General features: G+C 60.2%; 17 protein-coding genes. 8 read left to right on the top strand and 9 right to left on the bottom strand.

Going from position 1 to position 19,798, the window contains the following annotated elements; translation table 11 throughout:
- Positions 1-7 precede the first annotated feature (7 nt).
- Positions 8-1,936: a tetratricopeptide repeat protein gene (locus GOB83_RS05325; RefSeq protein ID WP_264802515.1), complete on the bottom strand. Its 1,929-nt coding sequence runs from the start codon at positions 1,934-1,936 to the stop codon at positions 8-10.
- Positions 1,937-2,038: 102 nt separating this feature from the next.
- Between GOB83_RS05325 and GOB83_RS05320 the strand changes: the two genes are divergently transcribed.
- The 6 genes from GOB83_RS05320 to GOB83_RS05295 all read left to right on the top strand — a co-directional run bounded on the left by GOB83_RS05320 (position 2,039) and on the right by GOB83_RS05295 (position 9,940).
- Entirely contained in the window at positions 2,039-3,544 is a 1,506-nt protein-coding gene (locus tag GOB83_RS05320; RefSeq protein WP_165925429.1) for a carboxypeptidase M32, read from the top strand.
- A 132-nt stretch (positions 3,545-3,676) separates the two neighbouring features.
- Positions 3,677-4,828 carry an L-dopachrome tautomerase-related protein gene (locus tag GOB83_RS05315; protein ID WP_165925428.1) on the top strand — a complete coding sequence of 384 codons (1,152 nt, stop codon included), beginning with the start codon at positions 3,677-3,679 and terminating at the stop codon, positions 4,826-4,828.
- Between the two features lie 64 nt (positions 4,829-4,892).
- Complete coding sequence (gene thrC / locus GOB83_RS05310) at positions 4,893-6,293, top strand: threonine synthase (protein ID WP_086645454.1); 1,401 nt, start codon at positions 4,893-4,895, stop codon at positions 6,291-6,293.
- Between the two features lie 66 nt (positions 6,294-6,359).
- Positions 6,360-7,625: a M16 family metallopeptidase gene (locus GOB83_RS05305; RefSeq protein WP_165925427.1), complete on the top strand. Its 1,266-nt coding sequence runs from the start codon at positions 6,360-6,362 to the stop codon at positions 7,623-7,625.
- Positions 7,622-8,962: a TldD/PmbA family protein gene (locus GOB83_RS05300; RefSeq protein WP_165925426.1), complete on the top strand. Its 1,341-nt coding sequence runs from the start codon at positions 7,622-7,624 to the stop codon at positions 8,960-8,962. The genes GOB83_RS05305 and GOB83_RS05300 overlap by 4 nt, the downstream gene beginning before the upstream one ends.
- Positions 8,963-8,986: 24 nt before the next feature.
- A complete protein-coding gene (locus GOB83_RS05295) occupies positions 8,987-9,940 on the top strand; it encodes a Tim44 domain-containing protein (protein WP_165925425.1) in 954 nt (317 codons plus the stop codon).
- A 115-nt stretch (positions 9,941-10,055) separates the two neighbouring features.
- On the opposite strand, the gene GOB83_RS05290 is transcribed toward GOB83_RS05295, so the two are convergent.
- The 8 genes from GOB83_RS05290 to GOB83_RS05255 all read right to left on the bottom strand — a co-directional run bounded on the left by GOB83_RS05290 (position 10,056) and on the right by GOB83_RS05255 (position 17,497).
- Complete coding sequence (locus tag GOB83_RS05290; RefSeq protein ID WP_165925424.1) at positions 10,056-10,193, bottom strand: hypothetical protein; 138 nt, start codon at positions 10,191-10,193, stop codon at positions 10,056-10,058.
- Positions 10,190-11,155, bottom strand: a complete 966-nt coding sequence (locus GOB83_RS05285) for a heme o synthase (protein WP_086645458.1) — start codon at positions 11,153-11,155, stop codon at positions 10,190-10,192. Before GOB83_RS05285 ends, GOB83_RS05290 begins: the two co-directional genes overlap by 4 nt.
- Positions 11,152-12,417, bottom strand: a complete 1,266-nt coding sequence (locus GOB83_RS05280) for a heme-copper oxidase family protein (RefSeq protein ID WP_165925423.1) — start codon at positions 12,415-12,417, stop codon at positions 11,152-11,154. Before GOB83_RS05280 ends, GOB83_RS05285 begins: the two co-directional genes overlap by 4 nt.
- Before the next feature lie 153 nt (positions 12,418-12,570).
- Entirely contained in the window at positions 12,571-13,266 is a 696-nt protein-coding gene (locus tag GOB83_RS05275) for a class I SAM-dependent methyltransferase (protein WP_086645670.1), read from the bottom strand.
- A gap of 135 nt (positions 13,267-13,401) precedes the next feature.
- A complete protein-coding gene (gene gshB, locus GOB83_RS05270; protein WP_165925422.1) occupies positions 13,402-14,397 on the bottom strand; it encodes a glutathione synthase in 996 nt (331 codons plus the stop codon).
- A gap of 81 nt (positions 14,398-14,478) precedes the next feature.
- Positions 14,479-15,948 (bottom strand): ArnT family glycosyltransferase, encoded by a 1,470-nt coding sequence (locus GOB83_RS05265; RefSeq protein ID WP_194301285.1) that lies wholly within the window; start codon positions 15,946-15,948, stop codon positions 14,479-14,481.
- Positions 15,949-15,950: 2 nt separating this feature from the next.
- The gene (locus tag GOB83_RS05260) at positions 15,951-17,072 is read right to left on the bottom strand and encodes a glycosyltransferase (RefSeq protein WP_165925421.1); all 1,122 of its coding nucleotides are present in this window, start codon (positions 17,070-17,072) and stop codon (positions 15,951-15,953) included.
- Positions 17,072-17,497 (bottom strand): Lrp/AsnC family transcriptional regulator, encoded by a 426-nt coding sequence (locus GOB83_RS05255; protein ID WP_233129058.1) that lies wholly within the window; start codon positions 17,495-17,497, stop codon positions 17,072-17,074. Before GOB83_RS05255 ends, GOB83_RS05260 begins: the two co-directional genes overlap by 1 nt.
- 263 nt (positions 17,498-17,760) lie before the next feature.
- Between GOB83_RS05255 and trxB the strand changes: the two genes are divergently transcribed.
- Both trxB and GOB83_RS05245 read left to right on the top strand, forming a co-directional pair.
- A complete protein-coding gene (gene trxB, locus GOB83_RS05250; RefSeq protein ID WP_165925420.1) occupies positions 17,761-18,714 on the top strand; it encodes a thioredoxin-disulfide reductase in 954 nt (317 codons plus the stop codon).
- 103 nt (positions 18,715-18,817) lie between these two features.
- Positions 18,818-19,699 carry a LysR family transcriptional regulator gene (locus tag GOB83_RS05245; protein WP_095349392.1) on the top strand — a complete coding sequence of 294 codons (882 nt, stop codon included), beginning with the start codon at positions 18,818-18,820 and terminating at the stop codon, positions 19,697-19,699.
- Positions 19,700-19,798 lie beyond the last annotated feature (99 nt).

Genomic DNA, 19,798 nt, shown 5'->3' with positions numbered 1-19,798 from the left:
CATAAAGCTACAATTCGTGGGAGCAACCGCCCTGCTCTTTGCATAGCACTGCCTGCTCCAGCCAGTGTGCGGCCGTTGCAAGCGGGTGGTGCCAACTGGGAACATCCCCCTCCGGGGCAGGCTGCCGGACAATCCGGACCGAAGGGTACCACACGCTGCGCTCCAGCGCACCGGGGGAGACCATGCCCCCTGCAGGAAGGGTAGAGGCCGCAGCCCAGCGCCAGTCCCCTGCATACCGGTTCAGCAACAGGGTGGGTTTGCCCAGCAACCCCGCCAGATGAACAATCATGGTGTCCACACTCACCACCACATCCAGCCCGGTTATAAGCCGGGCCGTGGCCAGCAGATCCCCCGCTGGCAGGGGGCTGAGTGGTAGCGGCACATCCTCCAGCCGCGAACAGGGCTGCAAAGCCTGAAAACCCACGCCTTTTACAGCAGACAGCCCGCCCAGCAGGGCCGGAGCAAGCGAGCGCCTGCGGTCAAACTGGTAGCTGGGGTTACCCGACCAGCACAGCCCCACCCGCAACCCCTCCCCCACACATGGCGTAACTGGCCCTGCAAAACATGCAAGGTCAGGCTGCCAGGCAAAAGGGCTTGCCACCCCAAGCCTTTGGGGCAGGCTTAACAGGCTGCAACATGCCTCCGCCTGGCTTGCCTGTTCCGGCAGGCAAAGCTGCACACGCCCACCCCATTGGGGGAGCAGGCAACGCACAAGCGCGTGCATACTCTGGGGCACCAGCAGGCTAACCCGTGCCCTTTGGGCCGCCAGCCCCACATACCGCAGGAACTGCAAGGCATCGCCCAGCCCCTGCTCGGCATAGAGCAGCACGGCACCTGTTGTGGCGCGCCCATCCCACTGCGCCATGCTGGCTACACAATGTGGGGGTGCCAGCAGGTCCCGGCGTGCTTCAAACAGAGCCCACCCCTGCGCAAACTCCCCGACAGACAGACAAAGGCCGGCAAGGTCCAGCGTTGCACGCGCCCGGTCCTGTAGCGTGGTGGCCCGTTGCATGGCCTGTGTAAACAGGTCCCGCGCGGTTTGTGTATGGCCAAGGTCCATCAGCACCGTGCCATAATTAAGTGCTAGCCGGGCATCATCCGGGCGCTGCCTGTAGGCGGCTTCCAGCGCTTGCCCGGCACTGCGCAACCGGCACTGCGCCATAAGCACAAGCCCCAGATTTGTCAGGGTTTCCGCTACATCCGGGACCAGTGCGGCTGACAGGCGCAGGGCCTGCTCCGCCCCCCCATAATCCCGTATGGCAAACAGGGCTGCCCCGTGGTTTGCCAGAGCCTGCGGGTTATCCGGCATGGCCTGCGCCACATGCCGGAAATACGGTTCCGCCTCCCCCATGCGCCCGGCACGCTCAAGCAGCATGGCATGCAGGTTATGGGCGGCAACATCCTCCCCCGCCAGCCTTAGTGCCCGGGCGGACAGGCTGATTGCCTCCTCCACCCGCCCATGCCGGGCCAGAAAGGCCGCCAGCGCCATGTGCCGCGCCGGTTCCAGCGGGCGCAGGGTGCGTGCTTTTTTCAAGGCCTGCTCGGCCTCGGGCAGGCGGCCTGCCTTTTCCAGTATCTGGCCCATGGCGTCATGCGCGCGGGGGTCTGCGGGGGTTGCAAGCACGGCCACATTGGCCGCCGCCCGCGCCTGCTCCACATGCCCCAGTTCCAGCAGGGCCAAGCCCAGTGTGATATAAAAAAACGGCTCCCCCGCCTGCTCCACCGCCTTGCCCGCAAGGGCTACTGCGGCCGCTGCATTCCCCCCGGCACGGGCAATACAGGCCATGGCGTGCCAGCCCTGTGCATCCGCTGGGTTAAGGCGCAAATGCGCGCGCAAAAGGGATTCGGCCTGCTCGGCATCCCCCCGCGCCAGACAGGCCAGCGCCATATCCGCCGGCGCCAGCGGAGGGTCCTGATCCGTTTTTTTCCCGTTCACGCGGTCTGCCCCTTTAATTTTGCAGCCAAACCCGGCCTGAAAGGTGGATATGCCCGATCAGACACATTTTGTTTGCGGGCATGATGCTGTAGCATCCCCTGCATGAACAAAGCCTATCTTTCCCTCGAACGCCACTTTGCGCGCCTTTCCTCCCTCAATGATGCCCTTGGTATTTTGGGGTGGGACAAGGAAGTTATGATGCCATCGGGCGCTGCCGAGCGCCGGGCGGATAATCTGGCCATGCTGGAAGGGCTGCGCCACGAAATCCTGACCGCTCCGGTTATGGCGGACCTGCTGGCCGAGGCCGATGCGGGGGATGATCCGTGGCGCGCTGCCAATCTGGAGCAGATGCGCAGGCAGCACACTCAGGCCACCGCCCTGCCGGGCGAACTGGTGGAAGCCAGCGCACAGGCTACGGCACGGTGCGAAATGGCATGGCGTACCGCGCGTGAGGAAAGTGACTTTAAAAGCCTTGAGCCGCATCTGGCAGAAGTGCTGCGCCTGACCCGTGCAACCGCCGTAGCCACGGGCGAGGCCATGGGGCTGACTGACTACGATGCCCTGCTCGACAGTTTTGACCCCGGCACACGGCAGGCGGACATTGACCCTGTTTTTACGTCTCTGGCCGCAGAACTGCCTGAACTGATCGGCTCCGTGCTGGAACAGCAGGCCAGCCTGCCAGCCCTTCAGCCCCCCGCAGGTCCATTCTCCATTGCACGGCAGGAAGCTCTGGGCCGCCGCCTGATGCACCATATGGGGTTTGACATAACACGCGGCAGGCTGGACGTAAGCGCGCACCCGTTCTGCGGTGGTGCGACCCACGACGTACGCCTGACCACCCGCTACGTGGAGGCGGATTTTATTCCCGCCATGATGGGTGTGCTGCACGAAACAGGCCATGCCCTGTATGAAATGGGGCTCCCGGCCGAATGGGCCAGCCAGCCTGTGGGCCAGTCCGGCGGCATGACCCTGCATGAAAGCCAGTCCCTGCTGATGGAAATGCAGTTCTGCCGTTCCCTCACCTTTGCAAACTGGCTGGCTCCGCAGGTGCGCAACAGTTTTGGCGTGGCGGACAACACCCCCGGATGGGACGCAGCCAGCCTGCACCGGCACCTGACGCATGTTGAACCCGGCTTTATTCGGGTGGATGCGGATGAGGTCACATACCCCGCCCATATTCTGGTCCGCTACGAGCTGGAAAAAGCCCTGATCTCGGGCGATCTGGCACTGGCCGACCTGCCTGGAGCCTTTAATGACCGCCTGCACGCCCTGCTGGGCCTGCGCGTGCCAGATGACCGGCGCGGCTGTTTGCAGGATATTCACTGGCCTGCGGGGCTGTTCGGCTACTTCCCCTGCTATGCCCTTGGTGCCATGACCGCAGCCCAGTTGCGCAACGCGGCCTGCAAAGCCAACCCGGCCATTCTGCCCGCCATTGGTCAAGGGGATTTTGCCCCCCTGCTGGCATGGCTGCGCCAGAATGTTCATGGCCGCGCGCGCAGTGCCAGCATGCCCCGGATCATACAGGATGCCACCGGCAAACCGCTGGACGCCACGGCCTACCTGACCCATATCCGCCGCCGTTACCTTGAGCGCGCACCCGATGCGTAAAAGGCAGCGCAGCGCACCACACCCACAACAAACCGGCCCTGCACACAAGGCGTTTGCAAGGCCCGCCTGTGGGGCGGAAACTCCTGCCCACGTTTTTATGCCTGACTCTCCACCAACCGGGTGCCCGCGCGCATGACTGTTCTTATCCCCCGCTCTTACGCCCCCAATCGCCGCGCGACTTTTGGCCTGCTGGCAGCGTTGTTTGCTCTCCCGCTGGCCAGTGCCCCGGCATGGGCGCTGCACATGCCCAAGGTTGCGGAACTGCCTGCCAGTGCGCTCCAGCCCTTCATGCAGTCCAGCAGCCAGATATGGGATGCAGTGCTCCCCCTGCCTGACGGGCGCATGCTGCTGGAAGCCCCGGCATGGGTTGGCAACACCGGCCCGCAGCTTTTTGTGCGGGACACAAACGGGCAACTGGCCGCATGGCCCAATGCTGCATGGAACGCGCCCGAAGGGGATGCACAAACCCGGTTTGTAGCCCTTGGCGGGCTGACCAGAACCGCGGATGGCCACATATGGGTGCTCGACAGCGGCGTGACAAACCGCAAGAACCCGCCCGTAGCCCCCCCCAAACTGGTGGAAATTGACCCTGGCACCAATACCGTACTCCGCACGGTACCCGTACAGGCCAGCGCCTTGCGGCCGGGGAGCATTCTGTCGGGCATTGCCGTGCATGGCACTACGGCTTACGTGCCCGATTCAGGCGTTGCGGGCCTGCTGGTCATTGACATTGCCACCGCCACAGCCCGGCGCTTTCTGGACCACCACCCCGACCTTATTGCCAGCCGCCCGATTGTAACGCCCACCGGCCCGGTGCGGGACAACACAGGCCGTTACGCAGCCGTGGATGCCAGCATGGTTGCAGTCAGCCCCGATGGCACGTGGATTGTGCTGCAGGCTCCGGGGCAATACCTCTCCCGCGTGTCCACCGCCATTTTTACCGACCCCGACATAACCCCCGCCGCGTTTGAAGAAAGCGTGACACAGTGGTTCAAAACCCCATCGCTCGGCGGCATGACCATTGATAATGACGGCACGCTTTACTGGGCCGACATCACAACATCGAGTATTCTCAGCTACACCACCGGGCGAGTGCCACGCAGGCTGATAACCGACCCGCGCCTGCAATGGCCCACCACACCGGGGCTGGACGGGCACGGGCACCTGTATGTTTCCGCCAGCCAGCTCAACCACAGCACGGCTTTTGGCGCGCCCTCGGCTACCATTACATGGCCGATCACCATTTACGAGCTGACCCTGCCCACAACACCCCCGCCGGGCTAGGCACTGCCGAAATTATCGTACAAGCCACTTCGCGGCATCCGTCATTCAGGATATAAACGCCCTCATGCGCTACATTTCCACACGCGGGAATGCTCCCGTTCTTTCTTTTTCCGATGTCCTGCTGAGTGGCCTTGCCGAAGATGGCGGGCTGTATCTGCCACAGACATGGCCCGAATTCTCGCTAGCCGAGTGGCAGGCCATGCGTGCCCTACCCTACCCGGAGCTGGCCGCCCGTATTCTGGCCCGTTTTACCGGCTCCGATATTGACGAAGACACGCTCAAAACCCTGTGCGCCAAAGCCTATGCCGGTTTTGACCACCCTGCCATTGTGCCGCTGACACAGGTGGAGGACGGGCTGTTCGTGCAGGAACTGTTCCACGGCCCGACCCTTGCCTTCAAGGACATGGCCATGCAGGTGCTTGGCCAGCTTTTTGAGCATGTTCTGACCCAGCGTAACGAGCACGTCACCATTGTCGGCGCCACCTCGGGGGATACGGGCTCCGCTGCCATTGAAGCCTGCCGGGGCCGCAAGCGCCTGTCCGTGATCATCCTGCACCCCAAGGGCCGCACATCGGAAGTGCAGCGCAGGCAGATGACCACCGTGCGTGAACCCAACGTGACCAACCTTGCGGTTGAAGGCACGTTTGATGATTGTCAGGATCTGGTAAAAAGCCTGTTTGCGGATATTCCCTTCCGCCGGGAGATGCACCTTTCTGCCGTCAATTCCATCAACTGGGCGCGTATTGCCGCGCAAATCCCGTACTATGTGCATGCCGCACTTGCTCTGGGCGCGCCGGAGCGTGAAGTCTCCTTTGCCGTGCCCACGGGCAACTTTGGCAATATTCTGGCAGCATGGGCTGCGCGCAAGATGGGCCTGCCCATCCGCCAGCTTTGTGTCGGCTCCAACCGTAACGACATTCTAACCCGCTTCCTCAACGCCAATGACATGACCATCAAAGGGGTGGTGCCCAGCCTCTCCCCCTCCATGGACATTCAGGTTTCTTCCAACTTCGAACGCCTGCTGTTTGAACTGCTCGGGCGGGATGCACCGGCCTGCGCCCGGATCATGACCGGCTTCCGCAGCACGGGGCATATGGACGTACCGGCCGAAGTCTGGGAGAACGCCCGCACCCTGTTCTCTGGTCTGGCGCTGGATGATGCCCAGACCGAGGCCGAGATCCGCACCCTGCACCAACGGTCCAGTTATATGGCCGACCCGCACTCCGCCATTGGTATTGCCGCTGGCCGCCGCTTCCGCCAGCCGGGTATTCCCATGGTGGCCGAAGCCACGGCACACCCGGCCAAGTTCCCCGACGCCATGGTGGCCGCAACGGGTATTCACCCCGCGCTCCCCGTGCATCTGGCGGACCTGTTCGAGCGGGAGGAACGTTACCGCACGGTCCCCGCGACCGAAGGCGCGATCAAGGATGCAGTCCGCGCGGCGGTTCTTTCCAACGCAGGCTAAGTACAACACACCCTCCCCCTTTGCAGGGCTGCCCACGCGGCAGCCCTGCTGTTTTTCAGGACAAGAATGACAGACCCCATCCAGCTCACCCGCCTGCCCTCCGGCCTGACCGTTGTGACCGAACGCATGGACCGTGTGGAAACCGTTTCCTTCGGAGCCTATATTTCCGCTGGCACCCGGAACGAAACCGCGGCGGAAAATGGCGTATCCCATTTTCTGGAACACATGGCCTTCAAAGGCACAACCAGCCGCTCTGCCCTGCGCATTGCCGAAGAGATTGAAAATGTGGGCGGGCATATCAACGCCTATACCGCCCGCGAGCAGACGGTTTTTTACGTCAAGCTTCTCAAGGAAAATCTTGGGCTGGGGATCGACATTATTGGCGATATTCTCACCCACTCCACGTTTGATGCCGCCGAGCTTGAACGCGAGCGGGGCGTGATCTTGCAAGAAATCGGTCAGGCGAACGATACGCCGGATGACGTTGTTTTTGACCATTTTCAGGAAACCGCTTTTCCCAACCAGCCCATGGGACGCCCCATCCTGGGCACCGAGGCGCTGATCAAAGGCATGCAGCGCGATACGCTTACCTCGTATATGCGCACGCACTACAACCCTGCGAACATGATTGTGGCCGCCGCTGGCAATCTGGAGCATCAGGCTGTTGTTGCGCAGGTTGAGCAGCATTTTGCCCACCTGCCCACCACCAAGGCCCCAGCCATGGAGGCCGCACACTACGCCGGGGGCGAGTTCCGCCAGATCAAGGAGCTGGATCAGGCGCATATTGTGCTTGGCTTCCCCTCCACCGGGTACCATGACCCCGACTATTACGCAGTCCTGCTGCTTTCCACCCTGCTGGGTGGGGGCATGTCCTCACGTCTTTTTCAGGAAATCCGGGAAAAACGCGGGCTGGTGTACTCGGTCTATTCCTTTAACGCCCCGTTTGAAGGCGGCGGCGTGTTTGGCATTTATGCCGGCACGGGGGAAAAGGAATGCGCAGAGCTTATTCCCGTAACACTGGAAGAGCTCCGCAAGGTCCAGCTGGAAGTGAGCATGGACGAACTGGTGCGTGCCCGCGCACAGCTTAAATCCTCCCTGCTCATGTCGCTCGAAAGCACGGGCAGCCGGTGCGAGCAGATTGCACGGCAACTCCAGATTTTTGGCCGCGTCATCCCCACGCATGAAACCGTCGCCAAGATCGAGGCCGTCACGCGGGAGGACATCTGCCGTGCGGCAGCCCGCATTTTTGCCGGAACGCCAACACTTGCAGCCCTTGGCCCCATCGGCCACATTCCTTCCCTGCAAAGCATCAAGGAGACACTGGCAGCATGACGCAACAGCCCCTCGACCTTATTGCCAATCTGGTTAAGCTTGCCCGCACCAGTGGTGCGGATGCCGCCGATGCCGTTTTTGTCAGCAGTACCGCTGTAGGCGCTGGTGTGCGCAATGGCGTGACAGAAGAACTGGAACGCTCGGAAACAACCGATCTGGGGTTGAGGGTTTTTGTTGGCAACAAAAACGCCATTGTCTCCACCACAACTCCGGACCGGGCCAAGTTTGGCGCGCTGGTCGAGCAGGCTCTGGCCATGGCCCGCGTGCTCCCTGACGACCAGTACGCAGGCCTTGCGCCCAACGCCATGCAAGGCACATTCCAGACCAATGCTCTGGAACTGGCAGACCCGGCCGAGCCCGATACAGCCGCCCTGCTCGCACGCGCTCAGGCGGGGGAAGAAGCTGCACTGGCCATAAAAGGCGTGACCAACAGCGCTGGTAGCAGTGCGTCCTGGGGGCGCACCGACATTACTCTGGCAACCTCCGCCGGGTTTGCGGGCACTTACAGCCGCACCAGCCATTCCAACTCCGTCTGTGTTCTGGCAGGTGCGGGGGATGGCATGCAGCGTGATTACGACTACCACGGCACAGTCTGGCTGCACGACCTGAAGAACGCGGCAGAACTTGGCCGCAATGCCGGGCATAAAGCAGTTGCACGCCTGAACCCGAGCCGCCCCAAAACAGGGCGCTACCCTGTTGTGTTTGATCCACGGGTTGCTGGCAGCTTTCTGGGGCATTTTGTGGGGGCCATTACGGGCACCGCCATTGCCCGTGGTACATCCTTCCTTAAAGACAAAATGGGGCAGGCCATTTTTGCCAACTCGGTTGGCATTACCGATGACCCGACCCGCATAAAAGGCCTGCGCTCCCGCCCGTTTGACGGAGAAGGCATGGCCGTCGCCCCGCTCTCGCTCGTACAGGGTGGCGTTTTGCAAACCTGGGTGCTGGACAGCCGGAGCGCGCGCCAGCTTGGCCTGCAAAGCAATGCCCGCGCAGCCCGCGGCACGGCCAGCCCGCCCGGTCCCTCGGCAAGCAACCTGTTCTTTGAACCCGGCCATCTTTCCCCCTCAGCCCTGATGGCCGACATTCGGGAAGGGCTGTACATTACGGAAATGATGGGCTCCTCCATTAACGGGCTGACCGGGGATTACAGCCGTGGCGCCTCGGGCTTCATGATCCGTGATGGCCAGATAGCCGAGCCCGTAGCGGGCTTTACTCTTGCGGGGAATCTGCTGGAAATTTTTGCTTCCATCACATTAGCGGATGATCTGGTATTCCGTTTTGGCACCGACGCTCCCACATTACGCACAGATGTCCTGAATACTGCCGGGGCATAACTGTTAGCCGGAGACCAAAAACCCGTGAAATCACGTCTGCTGCGATCGACCCTTCATGCATTGCTGGCTGCCAGCCTGCTGGCCGGACCCTTGGCCATACAGGCCGATGCACGGCCCGGTCAGGGTGGGTCCATGGGGAGCCGTGGTAGCCGCACATGGAGCGCGCCCCCTGTTACGCGCACAACGCCGTACAGCACTGCTCCCATGGACCGCTCCATTACGCCGCGCACTGCGCCCACCCCCGGCTATGGCGCACCGCAAATGGGTGCTCCCTTTGCCCGCCCCATGGGCTACCCCAACCGCCACCCATTCCTGACCGGTCTGGCCGGTGGTTTTCTGGGGGCCGGGCTGTTTGGTATGTTGAGCGGCCATGGCTTTATGGGCGGGATGCACGGCTTCTTCAGCTTTCTGGGGCTTCTGGTCCAGATCGGGCTGGTGGTTATGCTCGTCCTGTGGCTGATCCGCCGGTTCGGGCGTTCCAGCCAGGGCACTCACGGGTTTGGCATGTCCTCCCCCCGCGGTATGCCCGGTGCAGCACCTGCCTCCCCCGCGCCATCCGCAGGAGGGGCACCCGTGCAGATTACCACGGCGGATTACCAGTCTTTCCAGCAAACGCTGATGGATATTCAGAGTGCGTGGAACCAGCAGAACATTCCGGCCATGCAGCAGATGGCCACACCGGAAATGGTCTCCTACTTCAATGAGCAGCTGGCAACTCTGGCCAGTCAGGGTGCCCGCAACGTTGTCTCGGATGTGCGCTTCCTTCAGGGGGATCTGGCCGAAGCATGGCGTGAGAACAACATGGACTACGCAAGTGTAGCCATGCGTTACAGCCTGATCGACCTGACAACCAACGCCACCGGTCAGGTGATTGATGGCAGTTCCACCACCCCCGTAACCATTACCGAGGTCTGGACATTTGTCCGTCCTTCCCGCGGGGGGCGCTGGCTGCTTTCGGCTATTCAGCAGGCCCGCTAAACCTCGGGCCAGACTGTAGCTGCAATAGAAAACCCCGCCTTCCGTTATGGAGGGCGGGGTTTTTATATGCGTTCACTGCAAAAAGTACCGGTAATGGCCCATACCGGACATGGCATTACGGGTGGAACAATGTCAGCCCAAACATAATGCCAGCCAGAACAAGCATGAACACAAGCATGCTCCGTACCCGCTGGCTCTGCCGCTTCTGCCGTTCAAGCTGTTCTGGGGTCTGGTCCATTGGGAGAGTGGTCATGCTGAGTGCATCCATATCTGAAAGAAGTGGTCACCAAGAAGGCCACAGAACAGAAAGAACAGATAAGCCAGAGAAAACCGGAACGAGATCCGCGCAGCCTTATCCCCCTTCTGGCTGACGCCGTTTTCGTCTTGCGGTTCCAGAAGTACACGCACAGCACAGGCAACAAACCCAAGCCCCAGCACCACGGCAGTCACCGTGTAGATCAGCCCGCTCTGCCCCACAAAGGACGGGATAAGCGAAACAGCGAGCAGCACCAGTGTGTAGGAGAATATCTGCCACCGTGTATGACGCATGCCACGCACAACCGGCAGCATGGGAATACCCGCACGCCCGTAATCCTTGCAGGCGTAGAGCGCCAAAGACCAGAAATGCGGCGGTGTCCAGAAGAACACAATACCGAACATGACCACCGGCATAAGTGCCATGTGGCCCGTAGCAGCCGCCCAGCCGATCATGGGGGGGAAGGCACCCGCTGCCCCACCAATAACAATGTTCTGCGGCGTGGAGCGCTTGAGCCACATGGTGTAAATAACGGAATAGAAGAAGATGGAAAACGCCAGAATAGCGGCAGCCAGTGTGTTGGTTGCAATCCACATAAGGCAGACGGACAGGCAGGAAAGGCCTACCCCGTAAGCCAGAGCCTCGTTCTGGGGAATACGCCCTGAAGGTACTGGCCGTGTAATGGTCCGCTGCATGACCGCGTCAATATCCCGGTCGTACCACATGTTAATGGCCCCGGCAGCGCCCGAGGCCAGACAGATGCAGAATATGGTAACCAGCCCCACAAACGGGTCAAGGTGCCCGGGTGCCATGAACATCCCCGCAGCACCCGTAAACACGACCAGTGAAATAACCCGGGGCTTGAGCAGAGCCAGCCAGTCACGCGCCTGCGTACCAACCTGCTCCGTTTTAAAACGTGGCCGTCTGGCCTGCGGCTGGGAAAGACTGGCTTCGCTCATAGGGCAGACCCTCCGGCAGCGCTGGCTGCCACATTTGCATGACCCGTAACCATTGGAATATCACGCTGGAAGCTGATCACTGCTGCCAGCACAAACACCAGTGCGGCCATGCCAAACAGAGCACAACCCAGCACCTGCATGCCAGAAACAAACAGGCAAAGCGTTGCCGCCGCCGTTAATACAAAGTGCAGGCGAGCCAGCTTTTGTGGGTACCAGAACCCACAGGCCTCACCCCGCCAGAGGTAAAAACCACCGCAAACGGCATAAAGCGCGCCAAGCTGCAAGGCCGGGTGCAAGCCTGTGCCCTGCACAAGCTGGACAACCCAGCCACCGGCCACAACAGCCAGAAAACCCATGCCCCACAGCAGCGGCGTACGCAATGAAACCCGTGCCTTCCAGGTACCCGCAAGCCACAGACCGGCAAGGCACACGGCGGAGAGGGAGCATAACGCCAGCAGGCTGTTGCCAACCATTTGCGCCGTCTGGCTATCGGCTCCATGCGCCAGACTGCTTTTGGCCCATGCCACAACGCCCGAAGCCGCAGTAGCCGCCATAATGTAGGCAACAGGGCGTGTTTTAACCTGCCCGATGCGGGCGGCCATTTCAAACACGATCCCGAACCCGGCCAGCAGGACAATCAACCCGATGGGGGCTGCAAAATACTCAGCGCCGATCACAGGGTTGGTCGCAGGCCACAGCCATGTCCGCAGCGTAGAAGCCGCAAAAACCGGAACACTCAGCAACAGCACGGCAGCAGACAGCATTTCCCCCCACACGAAGGGGGAGAAAGACGTCTGCTCCAGACTATCTGCGCAGCTGTCAAAAATAGTGCTCAACAGGACCATGGCGGACATAAGCGCGCCCAGTGACCACAGAATATGGGCAATACGTGCATCGGGCAGAGTGCAGGTCAGCACCGCAGCCAGGGCAAACACACCAACGGCTGCCAGATTAAGCCGCCCCAGCAGCATGCTCCCCCGCCCAAGGGCACGAGGCAGCCAGAGCGTGCCAAAACCACTGACCAGTGCGGGAACAACAACATACAGGAGCATCAGGGCCGGATGGGCCTGTGCAAGCCTGCCCCACAGCCCCGTTGCAGGCAACATGCCCATACCTGCCAGAACGGAAACACCGCCCCCAACAAGAGCGGCAGAAGCAGCAAGCAGCAGATACGCTGTTCCAGCGGCGGCATCCTGCCGTTGGCTGGCAGTTTTACCCACCGGAGCCGAATACTGGTGAGACAGGCTGTGAGCGGAGATCATGCTCCATGTTCCATATTCTGTGCAGGCCCGTAATGGAGAACAGTAAACCCGCTAGACAAAAAACGACCATATTCTAGTGTTTTATGGCACAAAAGCGTTCTGCCAAGCCACGCATGTCTAGCGCCCCAGCCAAAACTGGAGCGCACATGTTTATTAATCCGGCAGATTTTCCAGAGTAACCAGCGTGAAAAGGCCAAAAGGCCGCACTGGCTGAATAGTCGCCCGCGCGATGTCTGCCTGCGGGAGAAGCGATTCCATGGCAAAATCGGGGTGCCAGCCAAGCGAGTGGGAGGCGCGCGCCATAGCGTGTTCCACTGCGCCGCGGATACCACCGGGGGCCAGAAAATGGTTGATGAACAGGATATGCCCGCCCGGACGGACAACACGCTTGAGCTCGCACAGCAGCTTGCGCGGGTGCGGCACAACGGATGCAACAAACATGGCAACGGCTGCATCAAACGAGTTGTCTTCGAACGTGGTGTCCTCTGCATCCATTTCCAGCAGGGCCGTCACATTGCTCAGGTTATCGCGTTTGACGCGTTCGCGCGCTTTGGCCAGCATGTCGGTTGAAAGGTCGATGCCGGTAATGACCTTGCTGCGGTTGTAATGCGGGAGCGCAAGCCCGGTCCCCACACCCACTTCCAGCACATCCTTGCCGGGCAGGGCATTGATCGTATTGACCGCCTTGAGGCGACCGAAACGCGAAATACCGCCGAATCCCAGATCATAGACATTGGCCCAACGCCGATAGGCCTGTTTGACGGCCTCCGCATCAAGCGCAGAACGCGAGGGAGGGGGTACGGGGCTTTCCCCTCCGCTGGAGGGGTATTCTTGGAGAACGTCACTCATGTTCTCTCTCTGCCCGCTGGCGGACATTTCTTCAAGAGCCACTATACTCTCTTCCTTCCTGCTTGCAGCACACACCACAAAAGTACCCTTGTGTGGCAGCCCGGCATGATACCGCCCAACAGGGTCTGACTGCTTTTATTGGACAGACAACTTACGTTCAATACAATCCCATATGCTGGCGGCACCATTCGTGCCATCAAACCGTTCCAGCTCCTGCAAACCGGTGGGGGATGTCACATTGATTTCCGTCAGATACTGCCCAATAACATCAATGCCTACAAAAATCAGGCCATGTTCTTTAAGAAACGGTCCGATTGCCTCACAAATCTCGCGATCACGGGCACTCAGTTCCACTTTGCAGGCCACGCCCCCCACATGCATGTTGGAGCGGTGGTCATCCCCCGATGGCACGCGGTTGATCGCACCAATCGGCTGACCATCCACCAGAATAATGCGTTTGTCCCCTGCGGTTACGGCGGGTTCGTACCGCTGGATCATGAGAGGTTCGCGCGAGCGGGCAAAGTGCATTTCCAGCAGGGCGTTCAGGTTCTGGTCATCCGCTTTAATCCGGAAAACGCCACTCCCGCCGTTACCAAACAGGGGTTTGACAATTATGTCCTTCCATTTGGCGCGAAATGCCCGAATCTGCTCGATGTCCCATGTCACCAGTGTTGGTGGCATCAGCTCGGGAAAATGCGTGACCAGCAGTTTTTCCGGGCTGTCACGCACCCAGCGCGGGTCATTGACCACGAGTGCGCGGTCGGGACCAACGCCGTGGATATGGTCCAGCATATGCGTGGCGGTAATATAAGCCATGTCAAACGGTGGGTCCTGGCGCATGAGCACCACATCCATCGTACGCAGCGAGCGGCGTTCGGCATCACCAAACGTGGCGTGCCGCCCTTTTTCCCGCCGCACGGTAACTGGGCGCATTAGAGCCGTGACATCGGTACGGGTTGCGCCACGCGCTTCGTGCACACCTTCATCCAGAGCCATGGACCCCACTTCGTACACAAACAGGCTATGCCCGCGTGCCTGAGCTTCGAGCATCAGGGCAAAGGTTGAATCCCCATCAATATTAACATGCTCAAGTGGGTCCATCTGGACCGCCACAAGCCGTGGAGAAGCCATAAACTCGGGTTCCTGTTTCTGCTGGCGAAGCGATTGCCTGCCATCCTGCCTTTTTTCACATCAACACGCAAACGCCGCCTGCTAGCGCGCACCGCCAGAAAGCAAAGCGGCATCACGCATAAGACCCGGCACCGCACAGCGCAGCCTTACATGGAAGATGGAATACATATCCGCCACCACACCCCGGCGCGCGCGCACCTGCTCTGGTAATACGTCCAGCACCTCAAAAAAACGGGTATCTGGTGGCCCTTGCCGCCGGTGGCTGAGAACAAGGTAGGCCTGCGCCCCACATGCTGGCCGGGGGAGCGCAAATAGCGCCCAGCGCGGTTCAACCCCGGCAACCACCCGCTCCGGCGCATAAAATGCCAGCTCGGACGCCAGACCATATTCATCCGCAACAAGCGGGAACTCCTGCGGCACCTGCGCCGAGACAGCACGCGCAAAAGCGGGCCACCCCCCAACCTGCCGCAAGGTGACATCCAGATGAGGAGACAGGCGTAGTGGCATAAATGCCGCCTGCACACAAACGATACCCGTAAGCCCCAGCCCCAGAAAACCTGCCACCTTCCACCACGGCCATAGCACCCATGCAGCAGCAAGCGCCAAGGCAGGGTACAGCATGACTGGCCAGTTAGCCTGCACCCGCGCACCCAGTGCATGCTGCACAAACACGGCCACGGGCAGCATGATCATGCACAGCAGCAATACGGAAAAACTATCCCGCCGTCGCCAGAGCAACCAGACACCACCTGCAAAAAACAGAAAAACCAGTGGGCTTGCCAGCCCAACCTGCCCGCCCAGCAACTCGCCCATAAAGCCAAGCGCACGTGTCGGGTTCCAGTCCCCCAGCCGTCCGCCCTGCTTGAAAAAGCTGACCCAGCCATGCTGCGCATTCCACCAGACTACCGGAACAACGCAGACAGCGGCCACGCACGCGCCCACAAACGGCCACGGCGTACGCAGCCATGCCCTGCCCGCTTTGGTAGCAAGCAGCCACACGACAAGCCCGCCCAGCGGGAGCAGCATGGTGTATTTACTCTCAAACCCCAGCCCGGCTGCCAGCCCTACAACCAGCCACATCCAGTTCTGCCGCCCTAAACAGGCATGCACCAAACCCCAGAGCATCAGCGCTACGCACAGAAGCAAAGGGGTATCCGGGGTCATGACCAGAGTGCCAAGCCCGATGCCCAGAGTACCATTCAGCAAAACACCTGCACGAATAGCCCCCGTGCGGGCCTGCTCCGGCGCAAGCTGGGTGCGCAACCAGCAGGACGCGGCCTGAACAACCAGCACCGTGCCCAAACAGGCGGAAAGTGGCCCCATAAGGCGCACACCCAAGGGAGTGTCGCCTACAAGGAACATGCCCACACGCGCCCAAACGGCCACCATGGGTGGGTGGTCCAGGTACCCCCCGGCTGGGGCCAGCGCCCATATGCGGTAATAAGCCTCATCCGGTGCAAGCGGGATGTACGCGGCCAGCACAAGGCGCAAAACGGTAACAAGACCCAGCCCCCACGCCCAGTATCCGTACTGTGCCAGACCGCCGCGCAAGATTACCGGGTTCTCCAGACAATTGTGGAGGACATGGCATAATTCCAGACTACGGCCAGCACGGCCCCAGCCAGACTGGCCTCATTCACCCTGTAGCTTTGCGCATACATCAGATGTGCCACACCCACATCGGCCAGCGCTCCTACGGAACAGACCAGCATAAACAGGACCAGCCCCCACACACAGCGCCTGCCGTGCAGACGCCGGTCCCGATAGGTGAAGTTATTATCCAGCGAAAAATTCACAACCATGGCGGCAACGGTACCAATGGCCTGCGCGGTGGAAAAATGCACTCCGCACAGCCAGACCAGATGCATAACCCCCAGATTGGCGACAATCCCCGCCAGCCCCACGGCGCAGAAGGCCACAAAGCGCAAAGGCACCAACCCGCGTGAGACTTTTTCGACCAGAAGAGCGGCAAACTGGAGCATAACCAGAGCATCCAGCTTACTCTCCCCCGCCACACGGGGTTTGAAGCCACAATCTATCTCACGCACAGTAAGTGGCTTTTTGGATGAAAGCAGCAGATCAAGCAGGATTTTAAACCCGGCCCCCGACAGGTACGGCGCAATGGCCACAAACGTATCCCGGCGCAAGGCAAAAAAGCCGCTCATGGGGTCTGTCAGCCTGACCGGCAAAAACCGCTGCGCCAGCCATATTCCGCTATCCGACAAGGCATGCCGCCACGCATTGGCAAGCCCCGCATTGCTACCGCCTTCCACATGGCGGCTGCCAACGGCAATATCGCACGCACCCGTGGATACAGCGTCTATCAGGGCGATCAGGCGGCTTTCATCATGCTGCAGGTCACCATCCATGATGGCGACAACCTGCGCGGAAGAGGACAGAACCCCTTCTATCACCGCGGAGGAAAGCCCCCTGCGGCCAATACGGCAGATGCCACGCACATAGTTTTTGTGCCTTGCCTGCGTGCATATTGTTGCTGTTGTGCCATCGGGTGAATTGTCATCGACAAAAATCACTTCCCAACGGCGGCCGGCCATAACGGATTCCAGCATGGCAACAAGGGGTGCCACGTTGGCGGCTTCATTATAACACGGTACAATAATGCTGATTTGGGGACCACCTGCCATACCGCCCTCGGGCGCATCCGTGGCTGGCATTACTCCGCAGTTCCTTCCCGCGGGCCGGGCAATGGCACACCCTTGCGTTCCAGACTGGTGCGGATGGTCTGCAATGTCTGCACCCGAATAACGTGTGCGGCTTCGGTCAACTGCCGGGTCAGTGCATTTTCATGTGCTGCGTCACGCGCGATCAGGCGGACCAGAAAATCCCCCCCACCGCGAATCATGTGGCATTCACGCACTTCTGGCCATTCGGCAAGCTGGCGTTCAAAGGCGGAGAGCACGGTTTCTTTCTGGCTATCCAGGCCGATCAGCGCAAAAAAGATGATTGGCCAGCCAAGGGCCGTTGCATCCGGCTGGGCGTGATAACCACGGATAACGCCTTCCTCCTCCAGCCGCCGAACACGACGGAGGCAGGGAGGAGCGGAAATACCAACACGCCGCGCCAGTTCGACATTGGTCATGCGACCGTCATCCTGCAATTCAGCTACGATACGAAGATCAACAGCGTCCAGATCCGTCACCTTATCCGACCTATCCTGTGCAAGATGCCACTCCCATGAAGAGTGGGGAGTATATGCCACGCTCCCCGCCATGCCGCAAACTGATCTCTCAACACTTGCTCAACGCCAAGTCACCCGTCATATCCTTTTGTCCAACACATTTTGGACCATGCTTGCGCGGCACAACTGCACCCGCACTTCTTGCTTTGGGGAACTCTTCTGGCATGACTGAGACCATCACAACCGACCTGCTTGTTATTGGCGCAGGCCCCGCAGGCTACACGGCGGCCATTTACGCTGCCCGCGCCAACCTCTCCCCCGTTCTGGTGGCTGGCCTGCAACCCGGCGGGCAGCTGACCATTACAACGGATGTAGAAAACTACCCCGGCTTTGCCAAAGCCGTGCAGGGCCCGTGGCTGATGGAACAGATGGCCGAGCAGGCCCTGAATGTTGGCACCCGCATTGAATACGACATTATTACAGAGGTGGACTTCAGCACGGGTTCCCCCTTCCGGCTGGTTGGGGATTCCGGCACCATCTATAATGCCAAGGCCATTATTGTTGCGACAGGTGCTCAGGCACGCTGGCTTGGCCTGCCGAGCGAAAAACGCCTGCAAGGCGGTGGTGTTTCCGCCTGCGCCACCTGCGATGGCTTTTTCTACCGGGGTAAAAAGGTGGCTGTGGTTGGTGGTGGCAATACCGCAGTGGAAGAAGCGCTGTACCTGACCCACCACGCAGCCCACGTGACCCTGATCCACCGCCGCGACTCCCTGCGGGCTGAAAAAATCCTGCAGGACCGGCTGTTCAGCCACCCCAAGATTTCGGTCATCTGGGATAGCGAGGTGGAAGATATTCTCTCCACCGGAACGCCAGAAGTGGTCAGTGCTGTGCGCCTGCGCAACCTGAAGAACCAGAGCGAAACCACGCTGGAAATTGATGGCCTGTTCATTGCCATTGGCCATGCCCCCACCACCGGGATTTTCAAGGGCCAGCTCGCGCTCGATACCGAAGGGTATATTCAGACCACCCCCGGAACGACCCGCACATCTGTCCCCGGTATATTTGCCGCGGGCGATGTACAGGACAAAATATACCGTCAGGCTGTTACAGCCGCAGGCACCGGCTGCATGGCGGCGCTGGACGCGGAACGGTATTTGGCAGAACTGCCCAAAACGTAACGCTGCCCATACCTTGACCACGTGCAGTAATTACTGCACGTAGTAACTTTGAAAGCATGGTATTGTGCTTTTGTAATTTCAGTCAATTTAGCAGGAGGCGTGCGTGGACTGGGACAAACTCCGGGTTTTCCATGCCGTAGCGGAAGCCGGTTCCTTTACCCACGCGGGGGATGTGCTTAACCTAAGCCAGTCTGCCGTATCCAGACAGATTTCTGCTCTGGAAGATGTTCTTCAGGTACCCCTATTCCACCGCCATGCGCGTGGATTGATCCTGACTGAGCAAGGGGAAACCTTGCATAAAACAGTGCGGGAGGTGTTCTCCAAGCTGGAGATGACACAGACCTTGCTGACAGAGAGCAAGGAAAAAGCCGCAGGCCGCCTACGGGTTACAACCACAACAGGCTTTGGTAACTGCTGGCTTATGCCACGACTCCATAAGTTTATGGAAGCCAACCCCGAAATTGATATCTGCCTTATTCTGGAAGATAACGATCTGGACCTTGGCATGCGTGAAGCGGATGTGGCCGTACGAATGCACGCCCCCCGCCAGCCGGATCTGATCCAGCGACATCTGGCGGACTTCAACCTGCCCATTTTTGCCGCACCACAGTATATTGAACGCCACGGCATGCCTTCCAGCCTGGAAGACATTAAAAACCACCAGCTGGTTCTGTTCGGTGAGCACCACCCCCCGGTTGCCCATATCAACTGGCTGGCCGAAGCCGGGCAGGTCAGCAGCCACGCTCGTCCTGCGCGGCTGGAGGTCAACAGCATGGCCGCCATGGCCTCTGCCATTGCCGCCGGGCTGGGCATTGGGTCCATTCCGTCTTATGCCGCAAGCAAGTTCCCTGATCTGGTGCAGATCCTGCCGGAAATTACGACCCCAACGGTGGACGCCTATTTTGTCTATCCTGAGGAATTGCGCAGTTCCAAGCGTGTTGCCGTGTTCCGTGATTTTCTGATGAGCGAACTCGGTATTCGTTAAGACTGAATACGCGGTTTTTAAAAATCCCGGCCTTTCCTCCATACGGAAAGCCGGGATTTTTTTGTTCCAAAATCAACCGCGCCTATAAAGCGTTGCAGA

The sequence above is a fragment of the Acetobacter fabarum genome, assembly GCF_011516925.1.
Lineage (GTDB): Bacteria > Pseudomonadota > Alphaproteobacteria > Acetobacterales > Acetobacteraceae > Acetobacter > Acetobacter fabarum.
Note: the sequence above shows the minus strand (reverse complement) of the source record. Positions and strands in the feature narration are given on the sequence as shown.